31 protein-coding genes and 1 pseudogene are annotated in these 26,471 nt (G+C 60.2%); 21 read left to right on the top strand and 11 right to left on the bottom strand.

Features of this window, described 5'->3' with window-relative positions:
• The first annotated feature begins 66 nt into the window (after positions 1 to 66).
• The 19 genes and pseudogenes from Q1A44_RS15775 (at position 67) to cysE (ending at position 15,309) form a co-directional block, all read left to right on the top strand.
• On the top strand, positions 67 to 411 hold the full coding sequence (locus Q1A44_RS15775; RefSeq protein WP_299627209.1) for a hypothetical protein: 345 nt from the start codon (positions 67 to 69) through the stop codon (positions 409 to 411).
• 52 nt (positions 412 to 463) lie between these two features.
• Positions 464 to 1,691 (top strand): annotated as a pseudogene (locus Q1A44_RS15770) (terminase family protein).
• 195 nt (positions 1,692 to 1,886) lie between these two features.
• Positions 1,887 to 3,065, top strand: coding sequence for a phage portal protein (locus tag Q1A44_RS15765; protein ID WP_299627206.1), 1,179 nt, complete (start codon positions 1,887 to 1,889; stop codon positions 3,063 to 3,065).
• Position 3,066: 1 nt separating this feature from the next.
• Positions 3,067 to 3,294, top strand: a complete 228-nt coding sequence (locus Q1A44_RS15760) for a hypothetical protein (protein WP_299627204.1) — start codon at positions 3,067 to 3,069, stop codon at positions 3,292 to 3,294.
• 30 nt (positions 3,295 to 3,324) lie between these two features.
• Entirely contained in the window at positions 3,325 to 3,888 is a 564-nt protein-coding gene (locus Q1A44_RS15755; protein ID WP_299627202.1) for an HK97 family phage prohead protease, read from the top strand.
• 37 nt (positions 3,889 to 3,925) lie between these two features.
• Entirely contained in the window at positions 3,926 to 5,104 is a 1,179-nt protein-coding gene (locus Q1A44_RS15750) for a phage major capsid protein (protein ID WP_299627200.1), read from the top strand.
• A 167-nt stretch (positions 5,105 to 5,271) separates the two neighbouring features.
• A complete protein-coding gene (locus Q1A44_RS15745) occupies positions 5,272 to 5,871 on the top strand; it encodes a head-tail connector protein (RefSeq protein ID WP_299627198.1) in 600 nt (199 codons plus the stop codon).
• Positions 5,868 to 6,206 carry a head-tail adaptor protein gene (locus tag Q1A44_RS15740; protein WP_299627195.1) on the top strand — a complete coding sequence of 113 codons (339 nt, stop codon included), beginning with the start codon at positions 5,868 to 5,870 and terminating at the stop codon, positions 6,204 to 6,206. The genes Q1A44_RS15745 and Q1A44_RS15740 overlap by 4 nt, the downstream gene beginning before the upstream one ends.
• Positions 6,203 to 6,613, top strand: coding sequence for a DUF3168 domain-containing protein (locus Q1A44_RS15735; protein ID WP_299627193.1), 411 nt, complete (start codon positions 6,203 to 6,205; stop codon positions 6,611 to 6,613). Before Q1A44_RS15740 ends, Q1A44_RS15735 begins: the two co-directional genes overlap by 4 nt.
• 27 nt (positions 6,614 to 6,640) lie before the next feature.
• Complete coding sequence (locus Q1A44_RS15730; protein ID WP_299627191.1) at positions 6,641 to 7,054, top strand: phage major tail protein, TP901-1 family; 414 nt, start codon at positions 6,641 to 6,643, stop codon at positions 7,052 to 7,054.
• 2 nt (positions 7,055 to 7,056) lie between these two features.
• On the top strand, positions 7,057 to 7,371 hold the full coding sequence (locus Q1A44_RS15725) for a gene transfer agent family protein (RefSeq protein WP_299627189.1): 315 nt from the start codon (positions 7,057 to 7,059) through the stop codon (positions 7,369 to 7,371).
• Positions 7,368 to 7,556 carry a rcc01693 family protein gene (locus Q1A44_RS15720; protein WP_299627188.1) on the top strand — a complete coding sequence of 63 codons (189 nt, stop codon included), beginning with the start codon at positions 7,368 to 7,370 and terminating at the stop codon, positions 7,554 to 7,556. The genes Q1A44_RS15725 and Q1A44_RS15720 overlap by 4 nt, the downstream gene beginning before the upstream one ends.
• 11 nt (positions 7,557 to 7,567) lie before the next feature.
• A complete protein-coding gene (locus Q1A44_RS15715; protein ID WP_299627187.1) occupies positions 7,568 to 8,230 on the top strand; it encodes a phage tail tape measure protein in 663 nt (220 codons plus the stop codon).
• A gap of 21 nt (positions 8,231 to 8,251) precedes the next feature.
• Positions 8,252 to 8,884, top strand: a complete 633-nt coding sequence (locus Q1A44_RS15710; RefSeq protein ID WP_299627185.1) for a DUF2460 domain-containing protein — start codon at positions 8,252 to 8,254, stop codon at positions 8,882 to 8,884.
• Positions 8,884 to 9,771, top strand: a complete 888-nt coding sequence (locus tag Q1A44_RS15705) for a DUF2163 domain-containing protein (protein ID WP_299627183.1) — start codon at positions 8,884 to 8,886, stop codon at positions 9,769 to 9,771. The genes Q1A44_RS15710 and Q1A44_RS15705 overlap by 1 nt, the downstream gene beginning before the upstream one ends.
• Positions 9,768 to 10,217 carry an NlpC/P60 family protein gene (locus Q1A44_RS15700; RefSeq protein ID WP_299627181.1) on the top strand — a complete coding sequence of 150 codons (450 nt, stop codon included), beginning with the start codon at positions 9,768 to 9,770 and terminating at the stop codon, positions 10,215 to 10,217. Before Q1A44_RS15705 ends, Q1A44_RS15700 begins: the two co-directional genes overlap by 4 nt.
• Positions 10,217 to 14,140, top strand: a complete 3,924-nt coding sequence (locus Q1A44_RS15695; protein WP_299627179.1) for a glycoside hydrolase/phage tail family protein — start codon at positions 10,217 to 10,219, stop codon at positions 14,138 to 14,140. The genes Q1A44_RS15700 and Q1A44_RS15695 overlap by 1 nt, the downstream gene beginning before the upstream one ends.
• Positions 14,140 to 14,430 carry a hypothetical protein gene (locus Q1A44_RS15690; protein ID WP_299627177.1) on the top strand — a complete coding sequence of 97 codons (291 nt, stop codon included), beginning with the start codon at positions 14,140 to 14,142 and terminating at the stop codon, positions 14,428 to 14,430. The genes Q1A44_RS15695 and Q1A44_RS15690 overlap by 1 nt, the downstream gene beginning before the upstream one ends.
• 69 nt (positions 14,431 to 14,499) lie before the next feature.
• On the top strand, positions 14,500 to 15,309 hold the full coding sequence (gene cysE, locus Q1A44_RS15685; RefSeq protein WP_299627175.1) for a serine O-acetyltransferase: 810 nt from the start codon (positions 14,500 to 14,502) through the stop codon (positions 15,307 to 15,309).
• 66 nt (positions 15,310 to 15,375) lie between these two features.
• On the opposite strand, the gene Q1A44_RS15680 is transcribed toward cysE, so the two are convergent.
• The 7 genes from Q1A44_RS15680 to Q1A44_RS15650 all read right to left on the bottom strand — a co-directional run bounded on the left by Q1A44_RS15680 (position 15,376) and on the right by Q1A44_RS15650 (position 21,876).
• Entirely contained in the window at positions 15,376 to 16,668 is a 1,293-nt protein-coding gene (locus Q1A44_RS15680; RefSeq protein ID WP_299627173.1) for a pyruvate dehydrogenase complex dihydrolipoamide acetyltransferase, read from the bottom strand.
• Positions 16,669 to 16,679: 11 nt separating this feature from the next.
• Positions 16,680 to 18,062 (bottom strand): pyruvate dehydrogenase complex E1 component subunit beta, encoded by a 1,383-nt coding sequence (locus Q1A44_RS15675; RefSeq protein ID WP_299627171.1) that lies wholly within the window; start codon positions 18,060 to 18,062, stop codon positions 16,680 to 16,682.
• Positions 18,063 to 18,066: 4 nt separating this feature from the next.
• On the bottom strand, positions 18,067 to 18,303 hold the full coding sequence (locus tag Q1A44_RS15670) for a hypothetical protein (protein WP_299627169.1): 237 nt from the start codon (positions 18,301 to 18,303) through the stop codon (positions 18,067 to 18,069).
• Positions 18,304 to 18,317: 14 nt separating this feature from the next.
• A complete protein-coding gene (gene pdhA, locus Q1A44_RS15665) occupies positions 18,318 to 19,322 on the bottom strand; it encodes a pyruvate dehydrogenase (acetyl-transferring) E1 component subunit alpha (protein WP_299627167.1) in 1,005 nt (334 codons plus the stop codon).
• A gap of 129 nt (positions 19,323 to 19,451) precedes the next feature.
• The gene (locus Q1A44_RS15660) at positions 19,452 to 19,751 is read right to left on the bottom strand and encodes a septum formation initiator family protein (RefSeq protein WP_299627165.1); all 300 of its coding nucleotides are present in this window, start codon (positions 19,749 to 19,751) and stop codon (positions 19,452 to 19,454) included.
• Between the two features lie 91 nt (positions 19,752 to 19,842).
• Positions 19,843 to 20,619 carry an SDR family oxidoreductase gene (locus Q1A44_RS15655; RefSeq protein WP_299627163.1) on the bottom strand — a complete coding sequence of 259 codons (777 nt, stop codon included), beginning with the start codon at positions 20,617 to 20,619 and terminating at the stop codon, positions 19,843 to 19,845.
• Positions 20,620 to 20,688: 69 nt separating this feature from the next.
• Positions 20,689 to 21,876: a phosphoglycerate kinase gene (locus Q1A44_RS15650; protein WP_299627161.1), complete on the bottom strand. Its 1,188-nt coding sequence runs from the start codon at positions 21,874 to 21,876 to the stop codon at positions 20,689 to 20,691.
• A gap of 153 nt (positions 21,877 to 22,029) precedes the next feature.
• On the opposite strand from Q1A44_RS15650, the gene Q1A44_RS15645 reads away from it, so the two are divergent.
• Together Q1A44_RS15645 and Q1A44_RS15640 are read left to right on the top strand one after the other, a co-directional pair.
• The gene (locus Q1A44_RS15645; RefSeq protein ID WP_299627159.1) at positions 22,030 to 22,536 is read left to right on the top strand and encodes a peptidylprolyl isomerase; all 507 of its coding nucleotides are present in this window, start codon (positions 22,030 to 22,032) and stop codon (positions 22,534 to 22,536) included.
• Positions 22,529 to 23,083 (top strand): peptidylprolyl isomerase, encoded by a 555-nt coding sequence (locus Q1A44_RS15640; RefSeq protein ID WP_299627157.1) that lies wholly within the window; start codon positions 22,529 to 22,531, stop codon positions 23,081 to 23,083. Before Q1A44_RS15645 ends, Q1A44_RS15640 begins: the two co-directional genes overlap by 8 nt.
• A gap of 83 nt (positions 23,084 to 23,166) precedes the next feature.
• Here Q1A44_RS15640 and Q1A44_RS15635 read toward each other — a convergent pair whose 3' ends face one another.
• The 4 genes from Q1A44_RS15635 to Q1A44_RS15620 all read right to left on the bottom strand — a co-directional run bounded on the left by Q1A44_RS15635 (position 23,167) and on the right by Q1A44_RS15620 (position 26,456).
• A complete protein-coding gene (locus tag Q1A44_RS15635) occupies positions 23,167 to 23,691 on the bottom strand; it encodes a polymer-forming cytoskeletal protein (RefSeq protein ID WP_299627155.1) in 525 nt (174 codons plus the stop codon).
• Positions 23,681 to 25,012: a M23 family metallopeptidase gene (locus Q1A44_RS15630; protein WP_299627153.1), complete on the bottom strand. Its 1,332-nt coding sequence runs from the start codon at positions 25,010 to 25,012 to the stop codon at positions 23,681 to 23,683. The genes Q1A44_RS15635 and Q1A44_RS15630 overlap by 11 nt, the downstream gene beginning before the upstream one ends.
• 173 nt (positions 25,013 to 25,185) lie before the next feature.
• Complete coding sequence (locus tag Q1A44_RS15625) at positions 25,186 to 25,995, bottom strand: ferritin-like domain-containing protein (protein WP_299627151.1); 810 nt, start codon at positions 25,993 to 25,995, stop codon at positions 25,186 to 25,188.
• Complete coding sequence (locus tag Q1A44_RS15620; RefSeq protein ID WP_299627149.1) at positions 25,995 to 26,456, bottom strand: peroxiredoxin; 462 nt, start codon at positions 26,454 to 26,456, stop codon at positions 25,995 to 25,997. Before Q1A44_RS15620 ends, Q1A44_RS15625 begins: the two co-directional genes overlap by 1 nt.
• Between the last annotated feature and the right edge of the window lie 15 nt (positions 26,457 to 26,471).

Below are 26,471 nucleotides of genomic sequence, written 5' to 3'. Positions count from 1 at the left end.
CGGCTGGTCGCTTTTTCATTTCTCTCGTGCGGAGACTACCCAACGCATGAGAGGTCAGAGCACAACATGACACTACATACCCCGGGTGAAGAAGAAGCCCGCACGACCGAAGCTCTTTCGGCCGCGCATGACGAGATTTCGTCACTGCGAAAAGCGATCAGCGATCTCACCAAGAGGATCGAGGCCGGGGAGGATGTAAAACAGAATGACGCAAAGACGGATATGACGTCTTTGTCGACGATGCTGCGAAACTGTATCAGTTTGGAGACGCAAATTGGCAACCTCAAAGCCAGTAGATCAGAAGTCGTGCAAGCTGGCTATGCCATCAACCACGAGCTTGCCGTCGCTGAAATTCGGTGCGCGCTTGGTCGCGTCCGCGCCTGTTGCAATTCAGGAGCAATTTCTGAGTGAGTTGGGAGAGGGCGCCTTGGGCGCCCTCCCTTTTTTGTTCGAGTTCTGGGCCATGGAGCATCAACTGCCCCCTGAAGGCGATTGGCGCACCTGGGTGATCATGGGGGGGGCGCGGTGCAGGCAAGACCCGTGCGGGCGCCGAATGGGTCCGGGCGCAGGTTGAAGGGTCGATGCCGCGTGATCCGGGTAAGTGTTCTCGTGTCGCGCTGGTTGGGGAGACCATCGAGCAGGTCCGCGAGGTGATGATTTTTGGCGAAAGCGGCATTCTGTGCTGTTCGCCCCCGGACCGCCGCCCCAAATGGGTGGCCGGTCGCAAACGCCTTGAATGGCCCAACGGGGCCGTGGCCACTGTCCACACCGCCTTTGACCCGGAAGGGTTGCGGGGGCCGCAATTTGATTGCGCATGGGTGGATGAGTTGGCCAAATGGAAAAAGGGGCAAGAGACCTGGGACATGCTGCAATTCGCGCTGCGTCTGGGCGATGATCCGCGCGTCTGCGTGACGACGACGCCCCGCAATGTGGGCGTGTTGAAATCTCTTTTGAAGCGGTCGTCGACCGTGGTGACCCATGCGGCGACTGAGGCCAATGCGGGCAACCTGGCCGCCTCGTTCCTCGAAGAGGTCCGCGCCCGTTATGCGGGGACCCGTTTGGGCCGTCAGGAGCTGGATGGGGTATTGTTGAATGACGCGGAGGGCGCGCTGTGGACCACGGCGATGCTGGAAGGGGTGCGGACGCTGCGTCGCCCCGTTTTCGATCGGGTTGTTGTGGGCCTGGATCCGGCCACCACTTCGGGCAAGGCGTCGGATGAGTGCGGCATCGTTGTGGTGGGTGCCGCGACCCAAGGCCCGCCGCAGGATTGGCGCGCCTATGTCATCGCCGACATGACGGTGCAGGGCGCGCGCCCGTCGGAATGGGCGCGCGCAGCCATCAACGCCATGGAGTTATTCGAGGGCGACCGCTTGGTCGCTGAGGTCAATCAGGGCGGTCAGATGGTGGGCGAAGTGTTGCGCCAGATTGACCCGATGGTGCCTTATCGCGCGGTTCATGCCACCCGGGGCAAGGTGGCCCGGGCAGAGCCTGTGGCGGCCCTTTACGAGCAGGACCGGGTGCATCATTTTCCGGGGCTGGACGCCCTGGAAGATCAGATGACCCGCATGACCCGCTTTGGCTATGAGGGCGACGGGTCGCCGGACCGGGTCGACGCGCTGGTCTGGGCGTTGCATGAGTTGATGATCGAGCCTGCGCGCCGATGGCGCCAACCGGGGGTGCGGGGGTTGTAGCCCTTGGATTTGCATATTCGGGGAACAATGAACCAAGGTGCCTGGTGTCCCTTGGTTCGCGGTTTTTGAGTATTTTTGGAACAATGAAGCTGGGGGTTTCCCTTGGTTTTGGAGAGGGGGCGTTTGCGGGAGCGGCGCCCCTTTTCCTTTGGATGGATGGGCATTGGCCCCTGGGATCACGTGAAGGAGACCCTGATGGTGTTTGATTTCTTGCGGAGCGCGCGCCGGGCAGATGTGCCGGAGCAAAAGGCCAGTGCAACCGGCAAGGTTGTGGCCTGGCAGACCGGGGGGCGCGTGGCCTGGAGCCCGCGCGATGCGGTGTCTTTGACCCGGTCGGGATTTTCGGGCAACCCGGTGGGCTTTCGGTCGGTCAAGTTGATTGCGGAAGCCGCTGCCGCCTTGCCTTTGGTGTTGCAGGATGCCGAGCAGCGTTTTGACACCCATCCGTTGTTGGGTCTGATCAAGCGACCCAATCCGGGGCAGGGCCGTGCGGAATTGCTGGAGGCGCTATATGCGCAACTTTTGCTGACCGGCAATGCCTATGTCGAGGCTGTGGCCGGCGAAAGCGGGATGCCGCTGGAGCTGCATGTGCTGCGGTCGGATCGCATGTCTGTGGTCCCCGGGGCCGATGGATGGCCGGTGGCCTATGACTATGCGGTGGGTGGCAAGACGCACCGCTTTGATGCCAGCGGCCCCGTCAGCCCCATTTGTCACATCAAGTCGTTCCATCCGCAGGACGATCACTATGGCTTTAGCCCCATGCAGGCGGCGGCCATGGCCCTCGATGTCCATACGGCGGCGTCGCGCTGGTCGAAATCCTTGCTGGACAATGCGGCCCGTCCCTCTGGGGCGATTACCTACAAGGGCGCGGACGGTCAGGGGCAGTTGAGCATTGACCAATATGACCGTCTGGTCAGCGAGATCGAAACCAACCATTCGGGCGCGCGCAATGCCGGTCGGCCGATGTTGTTGGAAGGGGGGCTGGACTGGAAGCCGATGGGTTTTTCGCCCTCGGACATGGAATTTCAGAAGACCAAGGAGTCCGCGGCCCGTGAGATCGCCCTGGCCTTTGGGGTGCCGCCTATGCTGCTGGGCATTCAGGGCGATGCGACCTATGCCAATTATCAGGAGGCCAATCGTGCCTTTTATCGCCTGACTGTGCTGCCTCAGGCGACGCGGGTGACGGCGGCGCTGGCCACGTGGTTGGGGGCCTTTACCGGAGAAGATGTGGTGTTGTCACCGGATCTGGATCAGGTGCCTGCATTGTCCGCCGAACGCGATGCCCAGTGGGCACGCGTGGCGGGGGCTGATTTCCTGAGCGAGGCCGAAAAGCGCCGTCTGCTGGGTCTGCCTGCGGCGTCCGAGGAGGCTTGAGATGGAGGATGGCAAGCATTTTGAACGCTTTGCCTGTGCACCGGGCCTGCGGCTGGAGGCGCATGAGCGCCTGACGGCGGTTCATTTCGACAACCTGTCGTCCCGATTGGCGCGGCTGGAAGAGGTCATCGAACGCTTGGAAAAGCGCCTGTGGCTGACCGTATACGGCGTTGTGGCCGTGATCCTGGCGACGGGGTTTCAATCCATTATGACGGCCATCCCTCACTGAGGGTAGCCCATTCGAAAGAGGAGAGCTTCCATGCAGGCTGAGACCGGTTTGGAGACGAAATTCGCGCGCTTTGGCGACGGGATCGAGGTGCAGGACGGCCATGTGATCGAGGGGTATGCCAGTCTGTTTGGTGCCTGTGATCAGGGCGGTGATGTGGTGAGCAAGGGGGCTTATGCGGCCTCTTTGAAAGCCATCGCCGGGGATCGTCGCAGCGTGAAAATGTTGTGGCAGCATGATCCGGCCCAGCCCATCGGCGTTTGGGACGAGGTCCGCGAGGACGCTCGTGGCCTGTGGGTCAAGGGCCGCCTGTTGCCGGAGGTGGCCAAGGGCCGCGAGGCGGCGGAACTGATCGCCGCCGGAGCCATTGATGGCCTGTCCATCGGCTACCGCACTGTCAAGGCGGTGAAGAATGACAAGGGCCAGCGGCTCTTGAAAGAACTGGAGCTTTGGGAGGTGTCTTTGGTCACCTTCCCGATGCTTCCCAGTGCGCGTGTTGTGGCCAAATCGGAGGACGTTGCGACCGACGCCGACGCCACATTGCGTGACATGGCGGCGGCCTTTCGGGGTGCGCGCGCGAGCTTGGCGCAGCGCTGACGCGCCCGCCTCAACTTCCACAATCGAGGACATGCTGATGAGCAAGACCGAGAGCAAGGCTCGGGCCGGGGAAGGTTTGTCTCCCGCCCAGGACGTCGCAGAGGCCATGCAGGGTTTCGTGACGGAATTCAAAGGCTTTCAAGCCGACCTTCAAACCAAACTTCAACAAACAGAAGAGCGACTGACCATGCTGGATCGTAAGAATATGACTGCTGTGCGGACCCCTTTGGCGGGTGGCGCAGAGCTGGGCGCCCCTCATCAGAAGGCGTTCAACGCCTATCTGCGTGCGGGTGATGATGACGGCCTGCGTGGCCTGGAGCTGGACGGCAAGTCGCTGTCCACCGCTGTGAACTCGGATGGCGGTTACCTTGTGGACCCACAGACGTCCGAAACCGTGAAATCCGTGCTGAATGCGACCGCCTCGATCCGGTCCATCGCATCCGTCGTAAATGTCGAGGCCACGTCCTATGATGTTCTCGTGGACCACGGTGATGTGGGCACAGGTTGGGCCACTGAGACGTCGAACCTGACTGAGACTGACACGCCTCAGATTGACCGGATCACCATTCCGCTGCACGAGCTGTCGGCCCTGCCCAAAGCGTCCCAGCGTCTTTTGGATGATGCTGCGTTTGACATCGAAGGTTGGCTTGCGGGCCGTATTGCGGACAAGTTTGCCCGCGCCGAGGCCGCGTCTTTCGTCAATGGTGACGGCATCGACAAGCCCAAGGGCTATTTGGCCCATGCAATCGTGGATGATGCAATCTGGAGCTGGGGCAACCTGGGCTATGTCCCTTCGGGTGTTGATGGCGACGTTACCGCCGAGGCCATCATTGAGCTGGTCTATGCCCTGGGTGCCGAATACCGCGCCAATGCGTCTTTCGTTATGAACTCGAAGACCGCGGGCATCGTGCGCAAGATGAAGGACAATGACGGTCGTTTCCTGTGGACCGACGGTCTGGCCGCCGGTCAGCCTGCTGTTCTGATGGGCTATCCCGTCCTGATTGCCGAGGACATGCCGGATGCTGCTACAGGTGCAAACGCCATCGCCTTTGGTGATTTTGCCGCTGGTTACACGGTCGCCGAGCGCCCTGATCTGCGCGTGCTGCGTGACCCCTTCAGCGCCAAGCCGCATGTCCTGTTCTATGCGACCAAGCGCGTGGGTGGTGATGTGAGCGACTTTGCCGCGATCAAGATCCTGAAATTCGCCACGGCCTAACCGCCTGACGCGAATGGCTGGGGGTGGGTCTAACAGCCTGTCCCCGGTCCCGGGCATGCGCTGATTTTGCGCCGTGTTGTCTAGCTGCTCCCCTCCGTCCGAGCAATGCGGACTGGCGCGTGCCCGGACCATTCCAGACGAGGGGCAGAGTTTTATGGAGATGTGCCATGATGTTGATCGAAAAGACCGCAGTGCCCGATGGGTCGCTGCCGGTTGATGAATTCAAGGCGCATCTGCGTCTGGGCAGCGGGTTTGGTCAGGACAGCGTGCAAGACGCCGTCTTGACCAGCTTTCTGCGGGCAGCGGTGACAGCGATCGAAGCGCGCACCAGCAAGGTTCTGTTTGGACGTACCTTTGAGCTGTCTGTACAGGTGTGGCGCGATCTGGGCAGTCATGGCTTGCCCGTGGCCCCGGTGAATGCGTTGACTGACCTTGAGATTGTGGAGCGTGATGGTACGCGCACGTCCATCGACAGCGCTACCTATTGGTTGGAGCGTGACGGCCATGTGCCGCGCTTGCGCTCGACTGGCGTGGCCCTGCCCACGGTGCCGGAAGCGGGCGAGGCGGTGGTCACCTTTGACGCGGGATTTGGCGTGGATTGGATGGATGTGCCTGCGGACCTGCGTCAGGCTGTTTTATTGCTGGCCGCCCATTACTATGAGTTCCGCAATGAAACCTCGCTAAGCGACGGTTGCATGCCTTTTGGTGTGACCAGCCTGATCGAGCGTTACAAGGTCATGCGCCTGTATGGCGGGGGGGCGAGATGAGCCTGCCGCGCCTGAACAGGCGCCTGACACTGGAAGGCCCGTCGCGGGTGCCCGATGACTCAGGGGGTTTTTCCGAAAGCTGGACGTCCCTGGGCGTGTTGTGGGCAGAGCTTGTGGCCCGCACAGGGCGTGAAACTGTGGCTTCTGGCGCGGCTGTTTCGACCGTGCCTTATGCGGTGATCGTCCGTGGCGCCCCTGTTGGACACCCCGAGCGGCCCAAGCCTGAGCAGCGGTTTCGTGATGGTAATCGGGTGTTTCACATCCGCTCCGTCGCCGAGCGTGACCCGGATGGCAGTTACCTGATCTGCATGTCCGACGAGGAGGTGGTGATATGAGTTATGCCATTTCTGCCGCTCTGCAGAGTGCTGTTTTCGCGGCTCTCTCTGCGGATATTGGAGTGTCGGGGGCCGTGGGTGACGCGATTTATGATGCGGTGCCTGCGGGGGCTTTGCCGAGCCTCTACATCAGCCTTGGCCCGGAGACGGTTCGCGCCGCCGATGACAAGACCGGCAGCGGCGCGGTGCATCTGTTTGTGGTGTCCATCATCACCGATGTGCCCGGCTTTAGCGCAGCTAAAGCGGCCGCTGGTGCGGTTTGCGACGTGTTGCATGACGGTGATCTGGCGCTCAGCCGGGGCCGTTTGGTGTCGCTGCGCTTTGAAAAAGCCCGCGCGGGCAAGATCGACAAGGGCCTTGGTCGCATGATCGACCTGACCTTCCGCGCCCGTGTCGAAGACCAATAACTCTTTCATTTCAAACGGAGAATACCCATGGGTGCTCAGAACGGAAAAGACCTGTTGATCAAGGTCGACATGACCTCGGACGGGCAGTTCGAAACCATTGCGGGCCTGCGCGCGACGCGCGTGAGCTTTAACGCCGAAACTGTCGATGTCACCAGCCTGGAAAGCCAGGGCGGCTGGCGCGAGTTGCTGGCAGGTGCCGGTGTCCGCTCGGCCAACATCTCGGGTTCGGGCGTGTTCAAGGATGCGGGTACGGACGAACGGGCGCGTCAGCTGTTTTTCGACGGCGAGACACCTGATTTTCAGGTGATCATTCCCGATTTCGGCATTGTGGAGGGCCCGTTTCAGGTCTCTGCCGTGGAGTACAGCGGCAGCCACAATGGCGAGGCTACCTATGAGCTGACCATGGCGTCGGCGGGTGCCCTGAGCTTTACCGCGATCTGACCATGGCCAATCCTTGGAGGGGAGAGGTGACTTTGGTCATCAATGGGGCACCGCAGGTGATGCGGTTGACCCTTGGCGCGTTGGCGGGGCTGGAGACGGCTCTGGATGAGCCGTCTTTGGTCGCTTTGGTCGAGCGGTTCGAGCAGGGCCGTTTTGGCAGCGCTGACGTGTTGGCGGTGCTCAAGGCCGGGTTGCTGGGGGGCGGTTGTTCCTTGGACCCTGCGGCACTGGATCACGCCGAGATTGAAGGCGGCCCAATGCGGGCGGCTCGCGCCGCCGCGGAGCTGATTGCCCGGGCCTTTGTGGTGCCTGCATGAGCCGTGGCCTGGACTGGCCCGCTTTGATGCGGGCTGGGATGCAGGGGCTGCGCCTGACGCCGGATGCGTTCTGGGCGCTGACCCCTGCCGAATTTCAACTGATGCTGGGCGACCCGGGGCAGGCTGCCCCGCTGCTCAGCGATGGTCTTGAGGCGCTGATGGCGGCCTGGCCGGACGAAACCTGAGGGGATGCGCAATGAGCGACTATGATGACGAGATCGAGGGGTTGGACACGCAGACCGATGGGTTGCGTCAGACTCTGGATGCGACATCGGTGATGGTGACCAGCTTTGACAGCGAATTGCGCCGGATGCGCGAGAGCCTCGCCGCCACCGGCAAGGACGTGGCGACCCTGGAAAAGGGGTTGTCGTCGGGGTTGCGCAAGGCTTTTGACGGGTTGGTCTTTGACGGGGCGAGCCTGTCGGATGCGTTGGACACTGTTGCGACCTCTATGATGAACGCCACCTTTAACGCGGCCATGCGGCCCGTTACGGACCACTTTGGTGGTTTGCTGGCCTCGGGTGTGGGGTCGCTTGTCGGTGGCATCCTGCCTTTTGCCGATGGCGCCCCCTTTAGTCAGGGCCGTGTGATGCCCTTTGCCACGGGCGGGGTCGTCAGTTCGGCCACCCCCTTTGGCATGCGGGGCGGTATGGGCGTCATGGGTGAGGCGGGGCCGGAAGCCATTATGCCGCTCGCACGCGGGCCCGATGGCAAGCTGGGCGTGCGCGGCGCGGGGGGCAACAGCCCCACCGTCGTCATGAACATCACGACACCGGATGTGCAGGGCTTTGCCCGCAGTCAGACCCAGATCGCGGCCCAGATGAACCGCGCTTTGGGTCGTGCCAATCGCAATCGCTGAGAATTTTGGGGAGCTATGCAGATGCAATTTCATGAGGTTCGATTTCCTGCTTCGCTGAGCTTTGGTTCGGTAGGGGGGCCAGAGCGGCGTACGGATGTGGTTACGCTCGCCAACGGTTTTGAGGAGCGCAACACGCCCTGGGCCCATTCGCGCCGCCGCTATGATGCGGGCCTGGGTATGCGGTCGCTGGACGACATCGAGACGCTGATCGCATTTTTTGAGGCCCGCATGGGCCAGATGTACGGGTTTCGCTGGAAAGACTGGTCGGATTTCAAATCCTCCAACGCCAGTGCCGATCCAAGTTACCTTGATCAGGTCATTGCCACCGGCGATGGCGTCAAGGATGCTTTTCCGCTGATCAAGACTTATCGTTCGGGCGACCATAGCTATGCCCGCCCTATCACCAAACCGGTTTTGGGCACGGTCTATGTAGGGTTGGATCAGGACGAGATGCAGGAAACTGTCGATTACGAAATCGACATCAATACTGGCATCGTCACCTTTCAGCATCCGCCCGAAGTGGGGGTGAAGATCCGCGCAGGGTTTGAGTTTGACGTACCGGTTCGCTTTGACACCGATCAGATCCAGACTTCGGTGGCGAGCTTTCAGGCGGGCAGTGTGCCCGATGTTCCCATTGTCGAGGTGCGTGTGTGATGGGCGGGCAGAGCGAGGCGTTTGCAGCGCATGTGGCCACGGGGCTGACCACGCTGTGCCGGGCCTGGGCGATCACGCGGCCCGATGGTGTGGCTTATGGCTTTACCGATCATGACCGGGATTTTACCTTTGATGGGATCACCTTTCGCGCCGACACCGGGCTGACCGCCGCCGCCCTGGCCCAAAGTACGGGGCTGAGCGTGGACAATACCGAGGCGCTGGGCGCTTTGACCGATGCCGCGGTACGCGAAGACGACATTGAGGCGGGGCGCTTTGATGGAGCTGAGGTCCGCGCTTGGATGGTGAACTGGGCGGACACTGATGTGCGCTGGTTGCAGTTTCGCGGTTCAATCGGTGAGATCCGCCGGGCGGGTGGGGCGTTTCACGCAGAACTACGCGGGCTGACCGAGGCGTTGAACCGTCCCTTGGGCCGCGTGTTTCAAAAACCCTGCACGGCAGTTTTAGGGGACGGTGGATGCCGCTTTGATGTGAGCACACCGGGTTACGTTTTTGATGGGCCTGCGGACCGGATCACAGAGGGCCGCGTGTTTGAATGGGATGACCTGAACGGGTTTGAGCCGGGCTGGTTTCAGCGGGGTCGTCTGGACATCGTGGATGGCGCGGCGGCTGGCCTCTGGGGGATGATCAAGCGCGATACGGTGACGGATGGTATCCGCCGGATTGAGCTGTGGGAACCTGCGCGCGGCGAGATTGCCCAAGGTACGGCGCTGCGCCTGACAGCGGGCTGTGACAAACGGTTCGAGACCTGTCGGTTGAAGTTCAACAACTTGCTGAACTTTCAGGGTTTTCCCGACCTGCCGGGCGAGGATTGGGTCATGGCCTATCCGACCCAGCACGGGGCCAATACCGGGGGGAGCCTGCGATGAGCGATCTGCATCAGCGTATCATTCGCGAGGCGCGTGACTGGATTGGCACTCCTTATGTGCACCAGATGAATGCCAAAGCAGCGGGTTGCGATTGCCTCGGCCTAGTCCGCGGCGTCTGGATGGCGGTGATGGGGTCTGAGCCTGAACGCCCGCCTGCCTATTCGCGCGACTGGTCAGAGCCGCAGGGCGAAGAGCGCCTTTGGGCTGCTGCGACCCGGCATCTGGTGAGCAAACGCCTGGTGGATGGGGCCCCGGGCGATGTGATCCTGTTTCGGATGAAATCGGGAGCCGTGGCCAAGCATCTGGGTATTCAGACCCAAGTCGGTCCGGATGCCCGTTTTGTCCATGCCTATAGCGGCCACGGCGTCGTGGAGAGCCCGCTGAGCGCCCCATGGGCGCGGCGCGTTGTAGCGCGTTTTGAAATTCCGACCGAGGAGGTCATCTGATGGCGACTGTTGTTCTTTCGGCTGCGGGGGCGGCGATTGGCGGCTCGATTGGCGGCACATTGGCGGGTCTGTCGTCTGTGGCTATTGGCCGGGCCGTGGGGGCCACGTTCGGCAAGCTGGTCGATCAGCGGTTGCTCGGCCAGGGCTCTGACGTGGTTGAGCATGGCAAGGTGGACCGGTTCCGCCTGACCAACTCGGGTGAGGGCGCAGCGATATCGCAGCTTTATGGGCGCATGCGTTTGGGTGGTCATGTGATCTGGGCGTCTGATTTCCTGGAGACTGAAACGGTAACGGGCGGCGGCAAGGGTGCACCGAGCGGTCCAGAGACCCGCGAGTTTTCCTATACCGTCAGCATTGCCTTGGCCTTGTGTGAGGGTGAGATCACCCGCGTCGGCCGTGTTTGGGTTGATGGTGACGAGATCGCCGTGCCCGATCTGAACATGCGCGTCTACACTGGCGCGCAGGATCAGCAGCCTGACCCGGTTATGGAGGCCATTGAGGGTCAAGGTTTTGTCCCGGCCTATCGCGGGACAGCCTATGTTGTGTTTGAAAACCTGGCATTGCAGCAATTTGGCAATCGCGTGCCCCAGTTTTCCTTTGAAGTTGTTCGCCCCGAGCAGCCTGGCGCAGATGGTGCGGAGGAAGAGATGACCCGCGCGGTGCGTGGCGTCGCCCTTATGCCCGGTACGGGGGAATATGCTTTGGCCACGACGCCGGTTTATTACACCGATGCCGATCGTGGCCGGTGGAGTGCGAATGTCAACACGCCCGCGGGCCGCAGTGATTTCACCGAGTCTCTCGACAGTTTGCGCGATGAGTTGCCCAATTGTGAAGCGGCATCCCTGATCGTGTCGTGGTTTGGCAATGACCTGCGCTGTGGCACCTGCACGCTGCGCCCCAAGGTCGAGCGCCGCGATATCGAAGGCGAGAATATGCCCTGGGAGGTTGCAGCCATCCCCCGTCAGCTCGCCGAAGAAATTGCACAGTCCGATGGCAGGCCCATTTATGGCGGCACACCGTCAGATCAGTCCGTGATCGAGGCCATTCAAGCGATGAATGACGCGGGCAAAGCGGTGATGTTTTACCCCTTTATCCTGATGGATCAGTTGGAGGGTAATGCGCTGCTCAACCCTTATGATCTGTCCGCCACGCAGCCTCATCTGCCTTGGCGCGGACGCATCACCTTGTCCGTGGCTCCGGGCGTTGACGGCTCGCCGGATGGGACGGTGGGGGCGGATGCGCAGGTGGATGCATTCTTTGGCACTGTGACGGCGGCAGACTTTGTTGTGGGCGAAACAGTGCAGTATTCCGGCCCAGCCGAAGAGTGGTCGATGTCGCGCTTTATTCTGCATTATGCAGCGCTTTGTGCAGCTGCTGGCGGTGTTGAGTCATTCTGCATTGGGTCCGAGATGCGCGGGCTGACCCAGATCCGTGGAGCTGGCAACCAGTTTGTTGCGGTGCAGCGTTTGCGCGCCTTGGCGGCTGAGGTGCGCGCCTTGGTGGGGCCGGATACCAAGATCAGCTATGCCGCCGATTGGACCGAATATTTCGGGTATCAGCCGCAGGACGGCACGGGCGACCGGTATTTTCACCTCGACCCGCTTTGGTCGGATGACAACATCGACTTCATCGGCATCGACAACTACATGCCGTTGTCGGACTGGCGTGATGGCGAAGATCATGCGGATGCAGTTTGGGGCGACATTTATAATCTCGACTATCTGCGCGCCAATGTGGCGGGCGGTGAGGGCTATGACTGGTTTTACCATTCCGTTGATGCCGAGGCCGCCCAAATTCGGACACCCATAACCGATGGCGAATACAATGAGCCGTGGGTCTGGCGCTATAAGGATATCCTGAATTGGTGGCGCAATGCGCACCATGAGCGTGTGGGCGGTGTCCGGTCCTTGACCCCGACGGACTGGGAGCCTCAATCCAAGCCCATCTGGTTTACCGAGTTCGGATGTGCCGCCATCGACAAAGGGACAAATCAGCCAAACAAGTTCCTGGACCAAAAATCGTCGGAAAGTAGTGTGCCCAAGTTCTCGAACGGCGCAAGGGATGATCTGATCCAGAAGCAATATCTGCGCGCTATGAACTCCTATTGGGTGGATGGTGAAAACAACCCGCAATCAGAGCTTTATGACGGGCCGATGGTGGACATGGCTCGCGCTTTCGTCTGGGCTTGGGATGCCCGGCCTTATCCGTTTTTCCCAAATGCGTTGAGCACTTGGTCGGATGGTGAAAACTACCCACGCGGTCACTGGATCAACGGGCGAACGTCGGCGCGCACGCTGGCGTCGGTCGTTGGCGAGATTTGCGAGCGGGCGGGTCTGACGGCTTATGACACCACGGGTCTTTATGGCCATGTCCGGGGCTACGCTATCGACGATGTATCGGATGCCCGCAGCGCGTTGCAGCCTTTGATGCTGCGCTATGCCTTTGACGCGATTGAGCGGGACGGGTTGCTGAAATTTGTGATGCGGACGGGGCTGGATGCGCAGCCTCTTGCGCCAGAGCGTTTGGCGATCAGCGAAGATCTGGACGGTCGGTTGGAACAATCCCGCGAGGCAGAGGCGGAATTGGCGGGGCGGGTGCGGGTGCGCTTTGTCCAGACGGACGGTAATTTTGATGTGCTGTCTGAAGAAGCCATCTTGGCTGATGATGCGACCCATGCGGTTTCAGCCACTGACTTGCCTATGGCCTTGACCAGGCCCGAAGGACGCCAGATTGCCGAACGTTGGCTGACGGAATCCCGGATTTCACGCGATACGGTGCGCCTCGCCTTGCCACCATCGCTGAGCGGTATTGGTGCAGGTGACGTCGTAAAGGTGCAGGCCGATCAGAGCGAAGGTGCGGGGCTTTACAGGGTGGACCGTGTGGAGCAGGGCGCGATGCAGCTGATCGAGGCCGTTCGTATCGAGGTGGAGGTCTATGAACCGTCGGAGTTGTCCGATGAGCTTGCCGGTGTGCGGGAATTTGTCCCGCCGGTGCCTTTGACTTCGGTTTTCATGGATTTGCCCTTATTGACAGGTGACGAAGTGGAGCATGCGCCCCATATCGCCGTGACGGGGACGCCATGGCCTGGAAGTGTTGCGGTGTATCAGTCCTCGACGGATGCTGACTTCAGCCTCAACTCGATTGTCGCTGCGCGTTCGTCCATTGGGTTTACGACAACGCCTTTGGCCCGTGTTCACCCTGCCTTGGTCGACCGCAGTGATCCGTTGGAGGTCAAGATGATCCACGGCACGCTTGCCTCAATCTCGGACGCGGCGCTGTTGAACGGAGGCAATGTGATGGCAATTGGCGATGGCAGTTTGAACGCGTGGGAGTTGATCCAGTTTCGCGATGCCGACTTGATTGCGCCGGGGCGGTATTTGCTGAGCCATAGATTGCGCGGGCAGTTGGGCAGTGACGGGATTATGCCTGATGTTTGGCCTGCGGGATCGTGGTGCATAGTGATGAACGGTGTCCCATCCCAGATTGAGTTGCAGCGCAACTTGCGCCGGATTGCACAGACGTTCCGTGTGGGCCCGGCACGCCGCGCTTTTGATGATCCGTCTTATGAAGAGTTCGTTCATGCCTTTGACGGCAACGGATTGCGGCCCTATTCGCCGGTGCATTTGCGCTATGCCGAAGATAGTGGTGATTTGCAGTTCGACTGGATTCGCCGCACGCGGATTGATGGTGACGATTGGGACCTGCCCGACGTGCCCTTGGGCGAAGAGGGCGAATCCTACACCATCCGCGTTGTCCAATCTGGCGCGGTGGTACGTGAGGATGTGGTATCAGCTGCGGCTTGGACCTATGTGGCTGCGGATAGGACGTCGGATGGGCTGAGCGGTGTTTTCGAGGTAGGCGTTGCGCAGAATTCAGCACGGTTTGGTCCTGGGCCATATCGCATGATCAGTCTGTCGGTTTGATGCGTCCGGTTCTGGCTGTTGACCTGCTTTGCGCTGGGCGGGCCGTGTTGCAAGTGCCTGTGGCACAGCGCGATGACTGTGCGCAGGGGTTGTTGACCGCCGCACGGATAGCGGACGAATTTCGGGCTCAAATGGCAGGTATGCATCCTGAGTTTGGCGATGGAACGCTGGCTTCTGCCGCGCGTCACGCGGGGATGGCTCGGGAGCCTGCAATCTGTGAGGGGGCCTTTGCAGGCGCCTTGATCAGTGTTTTGCAGGCGATCCGGGATACTCATTCGATCTCGCGATAGTCTTCATCACAGGTTTGCGTTTGGCGAAAAAGTCTTATGTAGGGTATGACGGGCCTGAAAGGACATTCCATGGCTGAATTCAGAACAAATATCGCCTCGATTGACCCTGTTTGGGATCAGATTTCCGACGAAGCACGGCAGGCCGTCAGCGACGAGCCGTTGATTGGCGGGTTTGTTCACGCCTGTATCCTGCATCACAAATCCATCGAAAAGGCGTTGTCGTATCGCATTGCGGCTAAGCTGGCCTCGAACGAGATGTCGATGGTTGTGGTCCGTGAGATTGTTGAAGAGGCTTATGCGAAGTCGCCCGAACTGGTTGAGGCAGCACGTGCCGACTTGGTGGCGGTGTATGAGCGTGACCCTGCCTGCCACCGGTTGGTTCAGCCAATTCTGTACTTCAAAGGCTATCAGGCGATGCAGGCTTACCGAGTGGCCCATTTCCTATGGGCCGACAGGCATACCGATCTGGCCTATTTCTTTCAGATGCGTGTGTCAGAGATCTTTGGCGTGGATATTCATCCCGCCGCCCGCATCGGCAAAGGCATCATGATCGATCACGCGCATTCTATCGTCATTGGTGAGACCGCTGTGGTGGGTGACAACGTGTCAATGCTGCATTCGGTAACGCTGGGCGGAACCGGCAAGGAAGAAGAAGATCGCCATCCCAAAATCGGCAATGGCGTGTTGATCGGGGCGGGGGCCAAAGTGCTTGGCAACATCAAGATCGGCGATTGCAGCCGGATTGCCGCCGGTTCAGTCGTTTTGGAAGAAGTGCCGCCCTGTAAGACAGTGGCCGGTATACCGGCGCGCATTGTGGGCGAGGCGGGTTGTTCGCAACCATCGGTGTCGATGAACCACATGTTGGGCAAAGATCAGTAATTCACTGAATACGAATGAAAAAGCCGGGGCGTTTGCCCCGGCTTTTTTGCATTTGTGTACCTGGTTTTAGGCCAGCATGGACAGTGGGTTTTCCAAATTGTCCTTGATCGCGTTGAGCAGGTTCGCCCCTAGCGCGCCGTCAATCACCCGGTGATCAACAGACAGCGTGACGGACATCACAGTTGCCACGCTCAGTTCACCATCCTTGCCGACGATGGGCTTTTTGACGCCGGCACCAACGGCCAGGATCGCCCCATGTGGTGGATTGATCACCGCATCAAAGTTGTCGATTCCGAACATGCCGAGGTTTGAGATCGCAAAGCTGCCGCCCTGATATTCGTGGGGCGCGAGCTTGCGATCGCGGGCGCGGCCTGCGAGGTCTTTCATCTCTGCGGACAAGGCCGACAGCGATTTCTGATGCGCGTCTTGCAGTACGGGGGTGAAGAGCCCGCCTTCGATCGCAACAGCCACGGCCACGTCCGATGGGGTGAGTTTCAGCACTTTGTCGCCCGCCCAGACGGCGTTAGCGTCAGGCACCTGTTGCAGGGCGATGGCGCAGGCCTTTATTATGAAGTCATTGACCGACAGTTTCACGCCACGATCCGCCAACTGGGCGTTCAGCGTGCCTCGGAACTCCAGCAGTGCATCCAGTTGGATGTCGCGACGAAGGTAGAAATGTGGGACGGTCTGCTTGGCCTCGGTGAGGCGTGCGGCGATGGTTTTGCGCATGCCATCCAGCTTGACGATCTCATAGTCCCGACCCTCGTACATATTGGTGATGGCGTCGCTGGACGGGCCTGTCGGAGCGGCCGCTGCGGCTGTAGGCGCTGCGGCAGCTTCGGCTTTGGGTGCAGGTGCCGCTTCGGCTTTCTCCACGTCTGCTTTGACGATGCGACCGTGCGGACCGGAACCTTTGATGGCGCCCAAGTCGATGCCCTTTTGGGCGGCGATCCGGCGTGCCAGTGGCGTTGCGAAAATGCGTGTGCCGTCCGAGCTTTGAGGGGCGGCCGGGGCAGGGGCCGCAGCCGCTGTGGGGGTTGGTGCCTCGGCCGCTGGCGCTGCGGCGGGCGCGGCTGGAGCTGGTGCGGGCGCAGAGCCGATATCATCGGCGCTTTCGCCGTCTTCGAGCAATACCGCGATGGCGGTGTTGACCTTGACCCCTTCAGTGCCTTCGGCCACCAGGATCTTGCCAACGACACCTTCGTCCACGGCCTCGAATTCCATCGTGGCCTTGTCGGTTTCAATTTCGGCCAGAAGGTCACCGGACGAAACCGTATCCCCCTCCTTGACCAACCATTTCGCGAGCGTGCCTTCCTCCATCGTGGGGGAAAGCGCGGGCATGAGAATTTCTGTAGGCATGTCCGGGCTCCTTAGCGGTAAGTGACTTGTTTCACGGCGGCGACCACTTCGTCGGTCGTGATGAGCGCGTGTTTTTCAAGGTTGGCGGCATAGGGCATGGGCACGTCCTTGCCGGTGCAGGTGATCACGGGCGCGTCGAGGTAGTCGAACGCCTCTTGCATGATGACCGAACTGATATAGCTGCCAACCGAACCTTGGGGCCAACCCTCTTCGACAGTGACACAGCGGTTCGTTTTCATCACCGAGTTGATGATGCTGGCGGTGTCCATTGGGCGCAGGGTCCGAAGGTCGATTACCTCGGCCGATATGCCGTCTTCGGCCAGTTTATCCGCGGCTTCCAGAGCATAGGTCATGCCGATGCCGAAGGAGACGATGGTGACATCTGTTCCCTCTCGCCAGATGCGCGCCTTGCCAAATGGAACCGTATAGTCTTCCAGATCCGGCACGTCGAACGTCTTGCCGTAGAGAATCTCATTTTCGAGGAAGATGACGGGGTTGTCGTCGCGGATCGCGGTTTTCATCAACCCTTTGGCGTCCGAGGCCGAATAAGGCATCACCACCTTGAGGCCAGGCACCTGCATGTACCATGCGGCATAATCCTGGCTGTGCTGAGCCCCGACGCGGGCTGCCGCACCATTGGGGCCACGGAAGACCATGGGCGCGCCCATTTGGCCGCCCGACATATAGAGCGTCTTGGCCGCCGAGTTGATGATGTGGTCGATGGCCTGCATGGCGAAGTTGAAGGTCATGAATTCGACGATGGGGCGCAGACCGCCAAAGGCCGCACCGACCCCGATCCCGGCAAAGCCGTGTTCGGTGATGGGCGTGTCGATGACGCGCTTGTCGCCGAACTCGTCCAGCATCCCTTGGGAAATCTTGTAGGCACCTTGGTATTCGGCGACTTCTTCACCCATCAAGAACACGGTATCATCACGGCGCATTTCTTCGGCCATGCCGTCGCGCAAGGCCTCGCGCACGGTTTGCTGTTTCATCGCCGTGCCTTCGGGCCAGTCCGGCTCAAGCGTGGCGGCGATGGCCACTTCAGCCGGCTTCAACGGCCAAGGAATTTCGCCACCGGCGACCTCAACCGGTGATTCCGACGGGGCAGGTGCTTCGACCGGCGCACTGGTTGGCACGGCGGAGGCGTCTTCGCCCTCTTCCAGCAATACGGCGATGGCGGTGTTCACTTTGACGCCTTCGGTGCCTTCCGCGATCAGAATCTTGCCGATGATGCCTTCATCGACGGCTTCAAATTCCATCGTGGCCTTGTCGGTCTCAATCTCGGCCATGATGTCGCCGGACGATACGGTATCGCCCTCTTTGACCAGCCATTTGGCCAAGGTGCCTTCTTCCATCGTGGGCGACAGGGCGGGCATCAGAATTTCGGTTGCCATGATCTCAATCTCTATTCTTCAGGATTTGCTTAAGACGCTTAACTTCCGGCCGAAGCATCGCAACTTCTGCCCGGAGTTCACTATACGCAAGATGCAGTTTCTTAGACGCACTATAGCTGTCTGCGAGTAACAAAGCTTCAGCCTCCATGCTCTCGTCGCCTTTTTTGACGCTTTCCAAAACTTGTGTGAGCTTTGCGATCGCGGCTTCCAAGTCTTTCTTGCGGTCTTCATCTTGTTTCACGAATAGGACCTCCCTTACGCGTAAATATCTGTCCAAAGCTCGTCGAGGGCCGGCTCAGGGCTCTCTTTGGCGAACTCGGCGCTGGCGTTGACGACTTCCTTGATCTCTTTGTCGATGGCTTTCAGGTCATCTTCGGTCGCGTGTTTGCCGGTCAGCAGCATGGAGCGGACCGCCTCGATCGGGTCACGCTCGTCCCGCATTTTCTGGACCTCTTCGCGGGTCCGATACTTGGCCGGGTCGGACATGGAGTGGCCGCGATAGCGGTATGTTTTGATTTCCAGAATATAGGGCCCTTTGCCCGCGCGGCAGACCTCGACAGCCTTTTCGCCCGCAGCCTTTACGGCCAGCACATCCATGCCGTCCACTTCTTCCCCCTTGATGCCATAGGCGGCACCACGTTCCCAATAGCTGGGCGAGTGGGTGGAGCGTTTGGTCGATGTTCCCATTGCGTACTGGTTGTTCTCGATCACAAAGACGCAAGGAAGGTTCCACAGCTCGGCCATGTTATAAGCCTCATAAACCTGGCCTTGGTTCGCCGCGCCATCCCCGAAATAGGTGAAGGTGACGTTGTCATTGCCTTTGTACTTGTCGGCAAAGGCCAGACCGGCCCCCAGAGGCACTTGTGCAGCAACAATGCCGTGGCCGCCGTAAAAATGCTTTTCCTTGGAGAACATGTGCATCGAGCCGCCTTTCCCCTTGGAATAGCCGCCTTCGCGCCCGGTCAATTCGGCCATGACGCCGTTGGGGTCCATGCCGCAGGCCAACATATGGCCGTGGTCGCGGTAGGATGTGATGCGCTTGTCGCCTTCTTTGGCTGCAGCTTCCAAGCCCACAACAACCGCCTCTTGCCCAATGTAGAGGTGGCAGAAACCGCCGATCAGGCCCATGCCATACAACTGGCCTGCCTTTTCCTCAAACCGGCGGATCAACAGCATGTCTTTGTAATAGGCTGTCAGTTCTTCCGCAGACACGTTGGGTTTTGCTGCAGCGGGTTTTGATGTGGCTTTGCGCGCGGCCATGGGGGCGGACCTCCTCCGGTCAGGAATAGTTTAGCGTTAAACTATTCTTTATAGGATTCGGAGCGATCAGGCGAGTGTCATTGTGCCGCAAGGGAAGGTGGCATTCAACATATTGGAAATAATGAATTTTCAGCGGATGACGATTTCGTCGGCGCGCAGCATGCCCAGGATCGACCGGGCCTGCTCATCCAAGAGGTCCAAATCAAGGAAGTCATCAGATAGCCGTTTGGTCAGATTTTCCATCTCGTTTACCTGAGCCTGAACCGCGGCCAGTTGCACGGCGAGATCGCGGGCTTCGGCGTCAATTTCGGCGCGGCGAAACAGGCCATAATCCCCCTGCACGGCGGCAAAAGTGAAATAGACGCCCAGGGCGAAAGCCACGGCGAAAAAGACAAGCATGCCCAAAGCGGGACGGGTGGTGCGGTTCATCTGTTTTGTGCCTCATGCCGCCTCTTTGCGGGCGGACAAGGCGAGTATGACACAGGTGATTCGCGCTGTGAATCCCCTTTGTTCAAGGGGGTCAGTGTTTGCCCATCGCTTGCGCGGCGATCCGCGTGGTCAACCCACGTGGCGAGATACGCGGCAAGAACGCAAAGACCTTGTTCATCAGTCCCGGCACCACGATCCGTTTGCCCACCCGTGCCTCAAGCCAACCAAGCTCGGCCACGGTATGGGCCGACATAGGCTTGCCCAGTTTCAAAAGGCGCACGCCGTCCATGTCAGCCGCGTCAAAGAATTGCGTGGCGGTAGCACCCGGGCACAAGGCCGTGATCGTCACATTTGATCCGCGCAATTCCTCGGCCACAGCCTCTGAGAGCGACAGCACGTAGGCCTTGGTGGCGTGATAGACCGCCATGTTCGGCCCGGGCGTGAAGCCCGCGACCGAGGCCACGTTGAGGATACGGCCCTTGGGCAGGTTCTGCATATGGGGGATGGCCAGTTTCATCAGCCGGGTCAAAGACAGCATATTGACGTTGATCGAGGCCAGTTCGCGTTCCCACCCTTGGCCAAGTGCAAACGCGTCATGCCCGCCCAGCCCGGCATTGTTGACCAAAACGTCGATCTCGCGCCCGTCTGTCGCCTCGGACCAAAGCCTGTCGGCCTCGGCCAGATCCGACAGATCGGCCGGGATCACAGCCACGTCTACGCTGGCACTGCGCAGCTCGGCTGCGAGCGTTTCAAGTTTGTCCTTGGACCGGGCAGTGAGGATCAGGTTGCGGCCTTCGCGGGCCGCGATGCGCGCAAATTCCACGCCCAACCCTTCGGATGCGCCGGTGATCAGTGTCCAGGATGCCATGTCGTTTCCCCATTGGTGCAATTGTGTTTGGACCCATATGGGGATGCAGGGTGCTGCATCCAACCGGTGTTATTGGGTAAGGGCGGCCACGCCGGGCAATTCCTTGCCCTCCATCCATTCCAGAAACGCGCCACCAGCAGTCGAGATATAGGTGAACTCATCGGCCACCCCTGCCTGATTGAGCGCCGCGACGGTATCACCGCCCCCAGCAACCGTGATCAGGCCACCAGACCGGGTCAGGGCAGCCGCCGCCTTGGCTGCTGCGACCGTCGCGGTGTCGAAAGGAGCGATTTCAAAGGCGCCAAGTGGCCCGTTCCAGATCAGCGTTTTCAGGGTGCCAAAGGCCTCTGCGATCTCGGCGGCAGCGGCATCGCCTGCATCCAGCACCATCTGATCGCCTGCCAGCACGGTACTTGCGTCCAGCGCAACAATCTCATGGGCGGCACCGGCAGCAAATTCTCGGGCCACGCGCCCGTCGCTGGGCAAAATCACGCGGCAGCCTGCTGCATCGGCGGCGGCCAGGATATCGCCGGCAGTGTCGTGCAGGTCCGCCTCTTGCAGCGACGCGCCCAGATCGGCCCCTTGTGCGGCAAGGAATGTATTGGCCATGCCGCCGCCAATCACAAGCACGTCGATTTTCTTGACCAGGTTCTCCAATAGATCAAGCTTGGTCGACACTTTGGCCCCGCCAACCACAGCCCCCACTGGACGCTTGGGCGTGGCAAGTGCTGCCTCAAGCGCACTCAGTTCAGCCTGCATCAAGCGGCCCGCACAATTGGGCAGAAGATGCGCAACCCCCGTGGTCGAGGCATGGGCCCGGTGCGCTGCGGAAAACGCGTCGTTGCAATATACATCGCCCAGTGAGGCGAGGAATTGCGCCATTTGCGGGTCATTTGCCTCTTCCATCGGTGTAAAGCGGGTGTTTTCCACCAGTATCACGGCATCCGCAGGCTGCGCATCAATCCACTTCCGCGAGGGTCGTTCCACAAAGGTGACGGGGCAATCAAAGATGTCCGACAGCACAGAGGCCAGCGGGCGCAGCGACATAGCCGGGTTCGGCGCGCCCTTGGGACGGCCGAAATGGGCCAGCAGGACCGGGCTGCCGCCCTTGGCGCGAATATCGGCAATGGTGGGTGCGATCCGCTCAATCCGGGTGGCATCGGTGACGCGGCCAGCTTCCATCGGAACATTGATGTCCACGCGGGTCAGCACGCGTTTGCCTGCAAGGTCCATATCGTCCAGCGTTTTCCAGCCCATATTGTGCTCCTTTTGTCCGAGGTCGGCACATGCATCGCGGCATTCGCCCGCGTGGTCAACGGCATATGCGCGCCTTTGGCAGGATGGATGGCTTGTCCCTTCGCCGCACTCGGCATAGGTAAGTGCCCAAACACAAATCAGAGAGTACGACATATGGCCGACATCAAAGACCCCGAGAATACGATCCTGATGGAACTCAAAGGTGGCACTGTCACGATCGAGCTGTACAAGGACGTGGCTCCCAAGCACACCGAGCGGATGAAGGAACTCGCGCGCGCGGGTGAATATGACAATGTGGCGTTCCACCGGGTCATCGACGGCTTCATGGCGCAAACCGGCGATGTGCAGCATGGCGATATGGAAGACGGTTTCAACATTCGCATGGCGGGCACCGGCGGCTCGGACAAGCCGAACGTACCGGCGGAATTTTCCAAGCTGCCCCATGATCGTGGTACTTTGGGCGCCGCGCGTTCGGCCAACCCCGACAGCGCCAACAGCCAGTTCTTTATCAACTTCTCCGACAACAACTTCCTCAACGGGCAATACACTGTCTATGGCCGCGTGATCGAAGGGATGGAGCATGTGGATGCCATCGTGCGCGGCGAGCCGCCAGCGAGCCCGGACCGGATGATTAGCGTCAAGGTCGCCGCAGATGCATAAGCTGGTGTGTGCGGCCTTGGCCCTGGCCGCAGGGCCGGCCCTGGCCGCAGGGATCGAGATCACCGTGGCGGGCGAGGGGGCCAATGGTGTCATTGCCATCGACCTCTATGAGGACATCGCCCCGGGCCACGCCGAGCGGATTACGACCCTTGCCGCTGAAGGGGCCTATGACGGTGTCGCCTTTCATCGGGTGATGGACGGTTTCATGGCCCAGACCGGCGACGTGCAGCACGCCAATATCAATGCCTATAACGGTCGAATGGTCGGCACGGGCGGGTCGAAATACGACAATCTGCCTGCCGAAATTTCTGACCGGAGCTTTGAGCGGGGCATTGTCGGCATGGCGCGTAGCAGTGAATTGGACTCGGCCAACAGCCAGTTCTTCATCATGTTCGAACCCAAGCCGCATTTGAACGGCCTATACACCGTGGTGGGCGAAGTAACGTCGGGTATGGATGTGGTCGATGCGATCAAATTGGGTCGGGGTGGCAACGGCGCTGTCATCGGCCAACCCGATGCGATGATGCAGGTGACTGTGACCGACTAAGGTTGCAGACAGTTTTCAAATGAAAAGGGCGGCGCAAGGAAATTGCGCCGCCCTTTTTTGAAGTCTGTACGGTTGACCTTGTATCAGCCTTTGGCAGCAGGTGCCGGCGCGGGCGCAGGTTGGTGCGCTGCGGGGTTAGGTTTGGGCTTGCTGCCACCGGCATTCAGAGGATCGTCCTGGCGCTGGACGGAGCCTTCGAAATGGGCACCGCTCTCGATTGCGATTGTCTTGTGGATGATGTCACCCTCGACGCGCGCCGTAGAGGTCAGACGCACCTTGAGGCCCCGGACGCGACCAACGATTCGGCCATTGATGACCACATCGTCTGCAATCACTTCACCTTTGATGGTGGCGCTTTCGCCGATGGTCAGCAGGTGGGCGCGAATGTCGCCTTCGACTGTCCCTTCGACCTGAATATCGCCGGTGGTCTTCATGTTGCCTGTGACATGCAGGTCCGCAGACAGCAGCGAGGCAGGCGGCTTTGCCTTGGGCGCGCTGGCCTTGAACTCGGATGCTTTGGGGGCCGCAGGGGCAGGGGCCGCAGGCGTTGCCGGGCTAGGGCTGTCCGCACTGGGACCAGGTTCGTTGATTTTGCTTTTAGAAAACATCGTTTGCTGCCTTGATGTAGATCATGGGGTTTACGGCTTTGCCGCCGACGCGGACTTCGTAGTGCAGATGCACACCGGTCACCCGTCCAGAGGCTCCCATATCACCGATCCGGTCCCCGCGCGAGACCCTTTGACCAACTTTAACGTTAAGTCGGGACAGGTGTGCATAGCGGGTTTCGATTCCGAATTCGTGTTGGATCTTGACGAGGCGGCCATAGCCCGACTGCCAGCCCGAATGGGTGACCACACCGTCGGCGGTGGCATAAAGTGGAGTGCCCGATTTTGCGGCGAAATCAACGCCGTTGTGCATGCGCCGTCCCCCAGTCTTGGGGTCACGGCGTGGGCCAAAGGGCGAGGTAAAGCGGAACGCCGATTTCACGGGGGTTGCAAAAGGCGCCTTTTGCGCCGCGATGCGGTAGAGGTTCAGCTGATCCATCTGGTTCAGCAGCCGGTTGGCGCGCAGCGTGTCTGGGCTTGGCTCTTCACCGCGTGTGGAAAAGGACAGCGGCGTCAAAGGACCACCCTGACCGTTATAACCTCTGCGCACCTGTTCAATAATCCGGTCTGTGGGCATGCCTGCTGCGCGGAACATCTTGTCGAGCGGTGCCACAGAGACGCTCATCGCTTCTTCGAGCTGGCGGAAAATCTGGTCGTTCTGTTCCTGCATCAGCGCGATCTCGGTGGCCATCTGGTCGGCCGCGATCAGCGCGTCTTGAGCATCCTCAATCACCTGGTCCCGCTCTGCGGCGGTCCGGGCGAGCGCCTCGGCGACAAAGCCGATCGGGGCGTTGGCGGCCGCAGTGGCCACGCCAGTGACACCGCCATTGCTTTCCATTTCATCTTTCAGGCTGGCCAATTGGGCCTTGGCAACTTCACGTTCCTTCATGGTGCCACGCAGAGTGCGCTGGATCACTTCGATCCCCGTTTCCAATTCGCGGCGGCGCGTCTCGGAGGCGAGCAATTCGCTTTGCATGACTGAGATCTGCGCCAGGGCCGCGTTGAACCGTTCCTGCGCGGCCAGCGCCTCGGTCGCCCGGTTGTCGCGTTGGGCCGAAAGTTCGTTCAATCTTTCCTTATAGGTGGCTTGATCACGCTTGGCCTGCTCGCGAAAATTTCCCGAGCCAATGCTGTCCATCAACAGGATGGCCGTCGCTACAATCGCCCAGGCGATGACAAAAGAGCTGCCCGCAAAAGCCACAAGTTGCGTGCCGGGTTTGAGCCGGATGAAACGGGTATCATTGTCTGATTTCAGAAAAACGCGACGCTCGGGGAAATACTTCTCCAAAAGTCCGTGCCATTTGATGCCGAGGCGTGTTCGCACAGTCTCGTCCTTGTCCCATCCCAAAACCGACGCTCATATCCCCACACACGGCGCCTTGAGGCCTGTGCATAAGCAAACGTGCATTTCGGGGCAAGCCTTGCGCCGGAATATGGCTGAGAACAGCGCGTAAATGTGTCAAATTGGCGGAAAACCGCCCATAGATTCCATACGGATCAGTCTGCTACGGCCAGAGGCCAGTAAAAATCAGGTGGCAGGCCCGCTTCGGCCCTTTTTTCTTCATTAAACGGGGGTTTAAGCGGGCCATGGAAATATTTCTGGACCAGCCCGTGAAATGCCTCTTTGGGATCAAGGTTTTCGCGCCCGCACAAAAAGTGAAACCATTTCGAGCCATAGGCGACATGCGCGACCTCTTCGCCATATATGATTTCGAGGGCTACAACAGCATCGTCAACTTTGGCTTTGCGAAATAGTTCGATCATGCCGGGGGTGACATCGAGGCCCCGGGCCTCAAGAACCATGGGCACAACGGCCAGTCGCCCCATGAGGTCATCAGCGGTATCCTCGGCGGCGCGCCACATGCCCGCATGGGCAGGCAGGGCACCGTAATGGCTACCCAGTGCTTCAAGGCAGTCGCACATCAGGTTGAAATGTTTTGATTCTTCGTCTGCCGCTTTGACCCAATCGTCATAAAAGCCCATGGGCATCGGCACGTGAGAAAAGCGTGCGATGATGTCCCAATGCAGGTCCACAGCGTTCAGCTCGATATGGGCCACCGCGTGCAATAGCGCGATACGCCCTTGCGGGCTGCCGGGCTTGCGGCGTGGCACATCACGAGGGCTGAGCAGTTCGGGCGCATCCGGCCGGGCAGGGTGGATGGGTGGATTGGCAAAACCCACCTCGGGCGTTTCACCAGCGGTCCGCGCGGCTTGCCATTGTGCGGCAAATCCGCGTGACAGGGCGGTCTTTTCCCGCCCGTCAGCCGTGCGCAGCACCGCCTCGGCCATCTGCGCCAAAGGCTGCATCAAAGTGCTTGGACAGCGGCCAAAACCGCTTCCGCATGGCCGGGCACTTTGACTTTGGGCCAGACCATGGCCACGTCACCATTGGCGTCGATCAGGTAGGTCGTCCGTTCGATACCCATATATTTCTTGCCATACATATTCTTTTCCTTCCACACGCCGTAATCCTCGCAGACGCTGCCATGCTCATCCGACAACAGCGGCACGGTCAGATCACGTTTGTTGGCGAATTTGGCGTGGCTCGCGACGCTGTCCTTGGATACACCGAACACCTTCGCTCCGGCGGCTTCGAACTCCGCCAACCCTTCGGAAAAGGCGATGCTTTCCTTGGTGCAGCCGGGCGTATCGTCGCGGGGGTAAAAGAACAAGACCACGGGGCTGCCTTTGAGCGCGGACAGCGTGACTTCGGTCCCGTCTGCGGCAGGCAGCGTGAAATCGGGGGCTGGGCTGGCAAGTTCAAGCATGATCATCGGCCTTTT

Origin of the sequence: uncultured Tateyamaria sp., assembly GCF_947503705.1 — a bacterium.
In the GTDB taxonomy this organism is placed as follows: domain Bacteria; phylum Pseudomonadota; class Alphaproteobacteria; order Rhodobacterales; family Rhodobacteraceae; genus Tateyamaria.
The sequence above is the reverse complement of the archived record's forward strand: the minus strand, read 5'-3'. Positions and strand labels throughout refer to the sequence as shown.

Bases quoted from the DNA above. Each gene is read 5' to 3' on its own strand.
- Q1A44_RS15775 (WP_299627209.1), top strand. From the start codon at position 67: ATGACACTACATACCCCGGGTGAAGAAGAAGCCCGCACGACCGAAGCT.
- Q1A44_RS15765 (WP_299627206.1), top strand. From the start codon at position 1,887: ATGGTGTTTGATTTCTTGCGGAGCGCGCGCCGGGCAGATGTGCCGGAG.
- Q1A44_RS15760 (WP_299627204.1), top strand. From the start codon at position 3,067: ATGGAGGATGGCAAGCATTTTGAACGCTTTGCCTGTGCACCGGGCCTG.
- Q1A44_RS15755 (WP_299627202.1), top strand. From the start codon at position 3,325: ATGCAGGCTGAGACCGGTTTGGAGACGAAATTCGCGCGCTTTGGCGAC.
- Q1A44_RS15750 (WP_299627200.1), top strand. From the start codon at position 3,926: ATGAGCAAGACCGAGAGCAAGGCTCGGGCCGGGGAAGGTTTGTCTCCC.
- Q1A44_RS15745 (WP_299627198.1), top strand. From the start codon at position 5,272: ATGATGTTGATCGAAAAGACCGCAGTGCCCGATGGGTCGCTGCCGGTT.
- Q1A44_RS15740 (WP_299627195.1), top strand. From the start codon at position 5,868: ATGAGCCTGCCGCGCCTGAACAGGCGCCTGACACTGGAAGGCCCGTCG.
- Q1A44_RS15735 (WP_299627193.1), top strand. From the start codon at position 6,203: ATGAGTTATGCCATTTCTGCCGCTCTGCAGAGTGCTGTTTTCGCGGCT.
- Q1A44_RS15730 (WP_299627191.1), top strand. From the start codon at position 6,641: ATGGGTGCTCAGAACGGAAAAGACCTGTTGATCAAGGTCGACATGACC.
- Q1A44_RS15725 (WP_299627189.1), top strand. From the start codon at position 7,057: ATGGCCAATCCTTGGAGGGGAGAGGTGACTTTGGTCATCAATGGGGCA.
- Q1A44_RS15720 (WP_299627188.1), top strand. From the start codon at position 7,368: ATGAGCCGTGGCCTGGACTGGCCCGCTTTGATGCGGGCTGGGATGCAG.
- Q1A44_RS15715 (WP_299627187.1), top strand. From the start codon at position 7,568: ATGAGCGACTATGATGACGAGATCGAGGGGTTGGACACGCAGACCGAT.
- Q1A44_RS15710 (WP_299627185.1), top strand. From the start codon at position 8,252: ATGCAATTTCATGAGGTTCGATTTCCTGCTTCGCTGAGCTTTGGTTCG.
- Q1A44_RS15705 (WP_299627183.1), top strand. From the start codon at position 8,884: ATGGGCGGGCAGAGCGAGGCGTTTGCAGCGCATGTGGCCACGGGGCTG.
- Q1A44_RS15700 (WP_299627181.1), top strand. From the start codon at position 9,768: ATGAGCGATCTGCATCAGCGTATCATTCGCGAGGCGCGTGACTGGATT.
- Q1A44_RS15695 (WP_299627179.1), top strand. From the start codon at position 10,217: ATGGCGACTGTTGTTCTTTCGGCTGCGGGGGCGGCGATTGGCGGCTCG.
- Q1A44_RS15690 (WP_299627177.1), top strand. From the start codon at position 14,140: ATGCGTCCGGTTCTGGCTGTTGACCTGCTTTGCGCTGGGCGGGCCGTG.
- cysE (WP_299627175.1), top strand. From the start codon at position 14,500: ATGGCTGAATTCAGAACAAATATCGCCTCGATTGACCCTGTTTGGGAT.
- Q1A44_RS15680 (WP_299627173.1), bottom strand. From the start codon at position 16,668: ATGCCTACAGAAATTCTCATGCCCGCGCTTTCCCCCACGATGGAGGAA.
- Q1A44_RS15675 (WP_299627171.1), bottom strand. From the start codon at position 18,062: ATGGCAACCGAAATTCTGATGCCCGCCCTGTCGCCCACGATGGAAGAA.
- pdhA (WP_299627167.1), bottom strand. From the start codon at position 19,322: ATGGCCGCGCGCAAAGCCACATCAAAACCCGCTGCAGCAAAACCCAAC.
- Q1A44_RS15660 (WP_299627165.1), bottom strand. From the start codon at position 19,751: ATGAACCGCACCACCCGTCCCGCTTTGGGCATGCTTGTCTTTTTCGCC.
- Q1A44_RS15655 (WP_299627163.1), bottom strand. From the start codon at position 20,619: ATGGCATCCTGGACACTGATCACCGGCGCATCCGAAGGGTTGGGCGTG.
- Q1A44_RS15650 (WP_299627161.1), bottom strand. From the start codon at position 21,876: ATGGGCTGGAAAACGCTGGACGATATGGACCTTGCAGGCAAACGCGTG.
- Q1A44_RS15645 (WP_299627159.1), top strand. From the start codon at position 22,030: ATGGCCGACATCAAAGACCCCGAGAATACGATCCTGATGGAACTCAAA.
- Q1A44_RS15640 (WP_299627157.1), top strand. From the start codon at position 22,529: ATGCATAAGCTGGTGTGTGCGGCCTTGGCCCTGGCCGCAGGGCCGGCC.
- Q1A44_RS15635 (WP_299627155.1), bottom strand. From the start codon at position 23,691: ATGTTTTCTAAAAGCAAAATCAACGAACCTGGTCCCAGTGCGGACAGC.
- Q1A44_RS15625 (WP_299627151.1), bottom strand. From the start codon at position 25,995: ATGCAGCCTTTGGCGCAGATGGCCGAGGCGGTGCTGCGCACGGCTGAC.
- Q1A44_RS15620 (WP_299627149.1), bottom strand. From the start codon at position 26,456: ATGCTTGAACTTGCCAGCCCAGCCCCCGATTTCACGCTGCCTGCCGCA.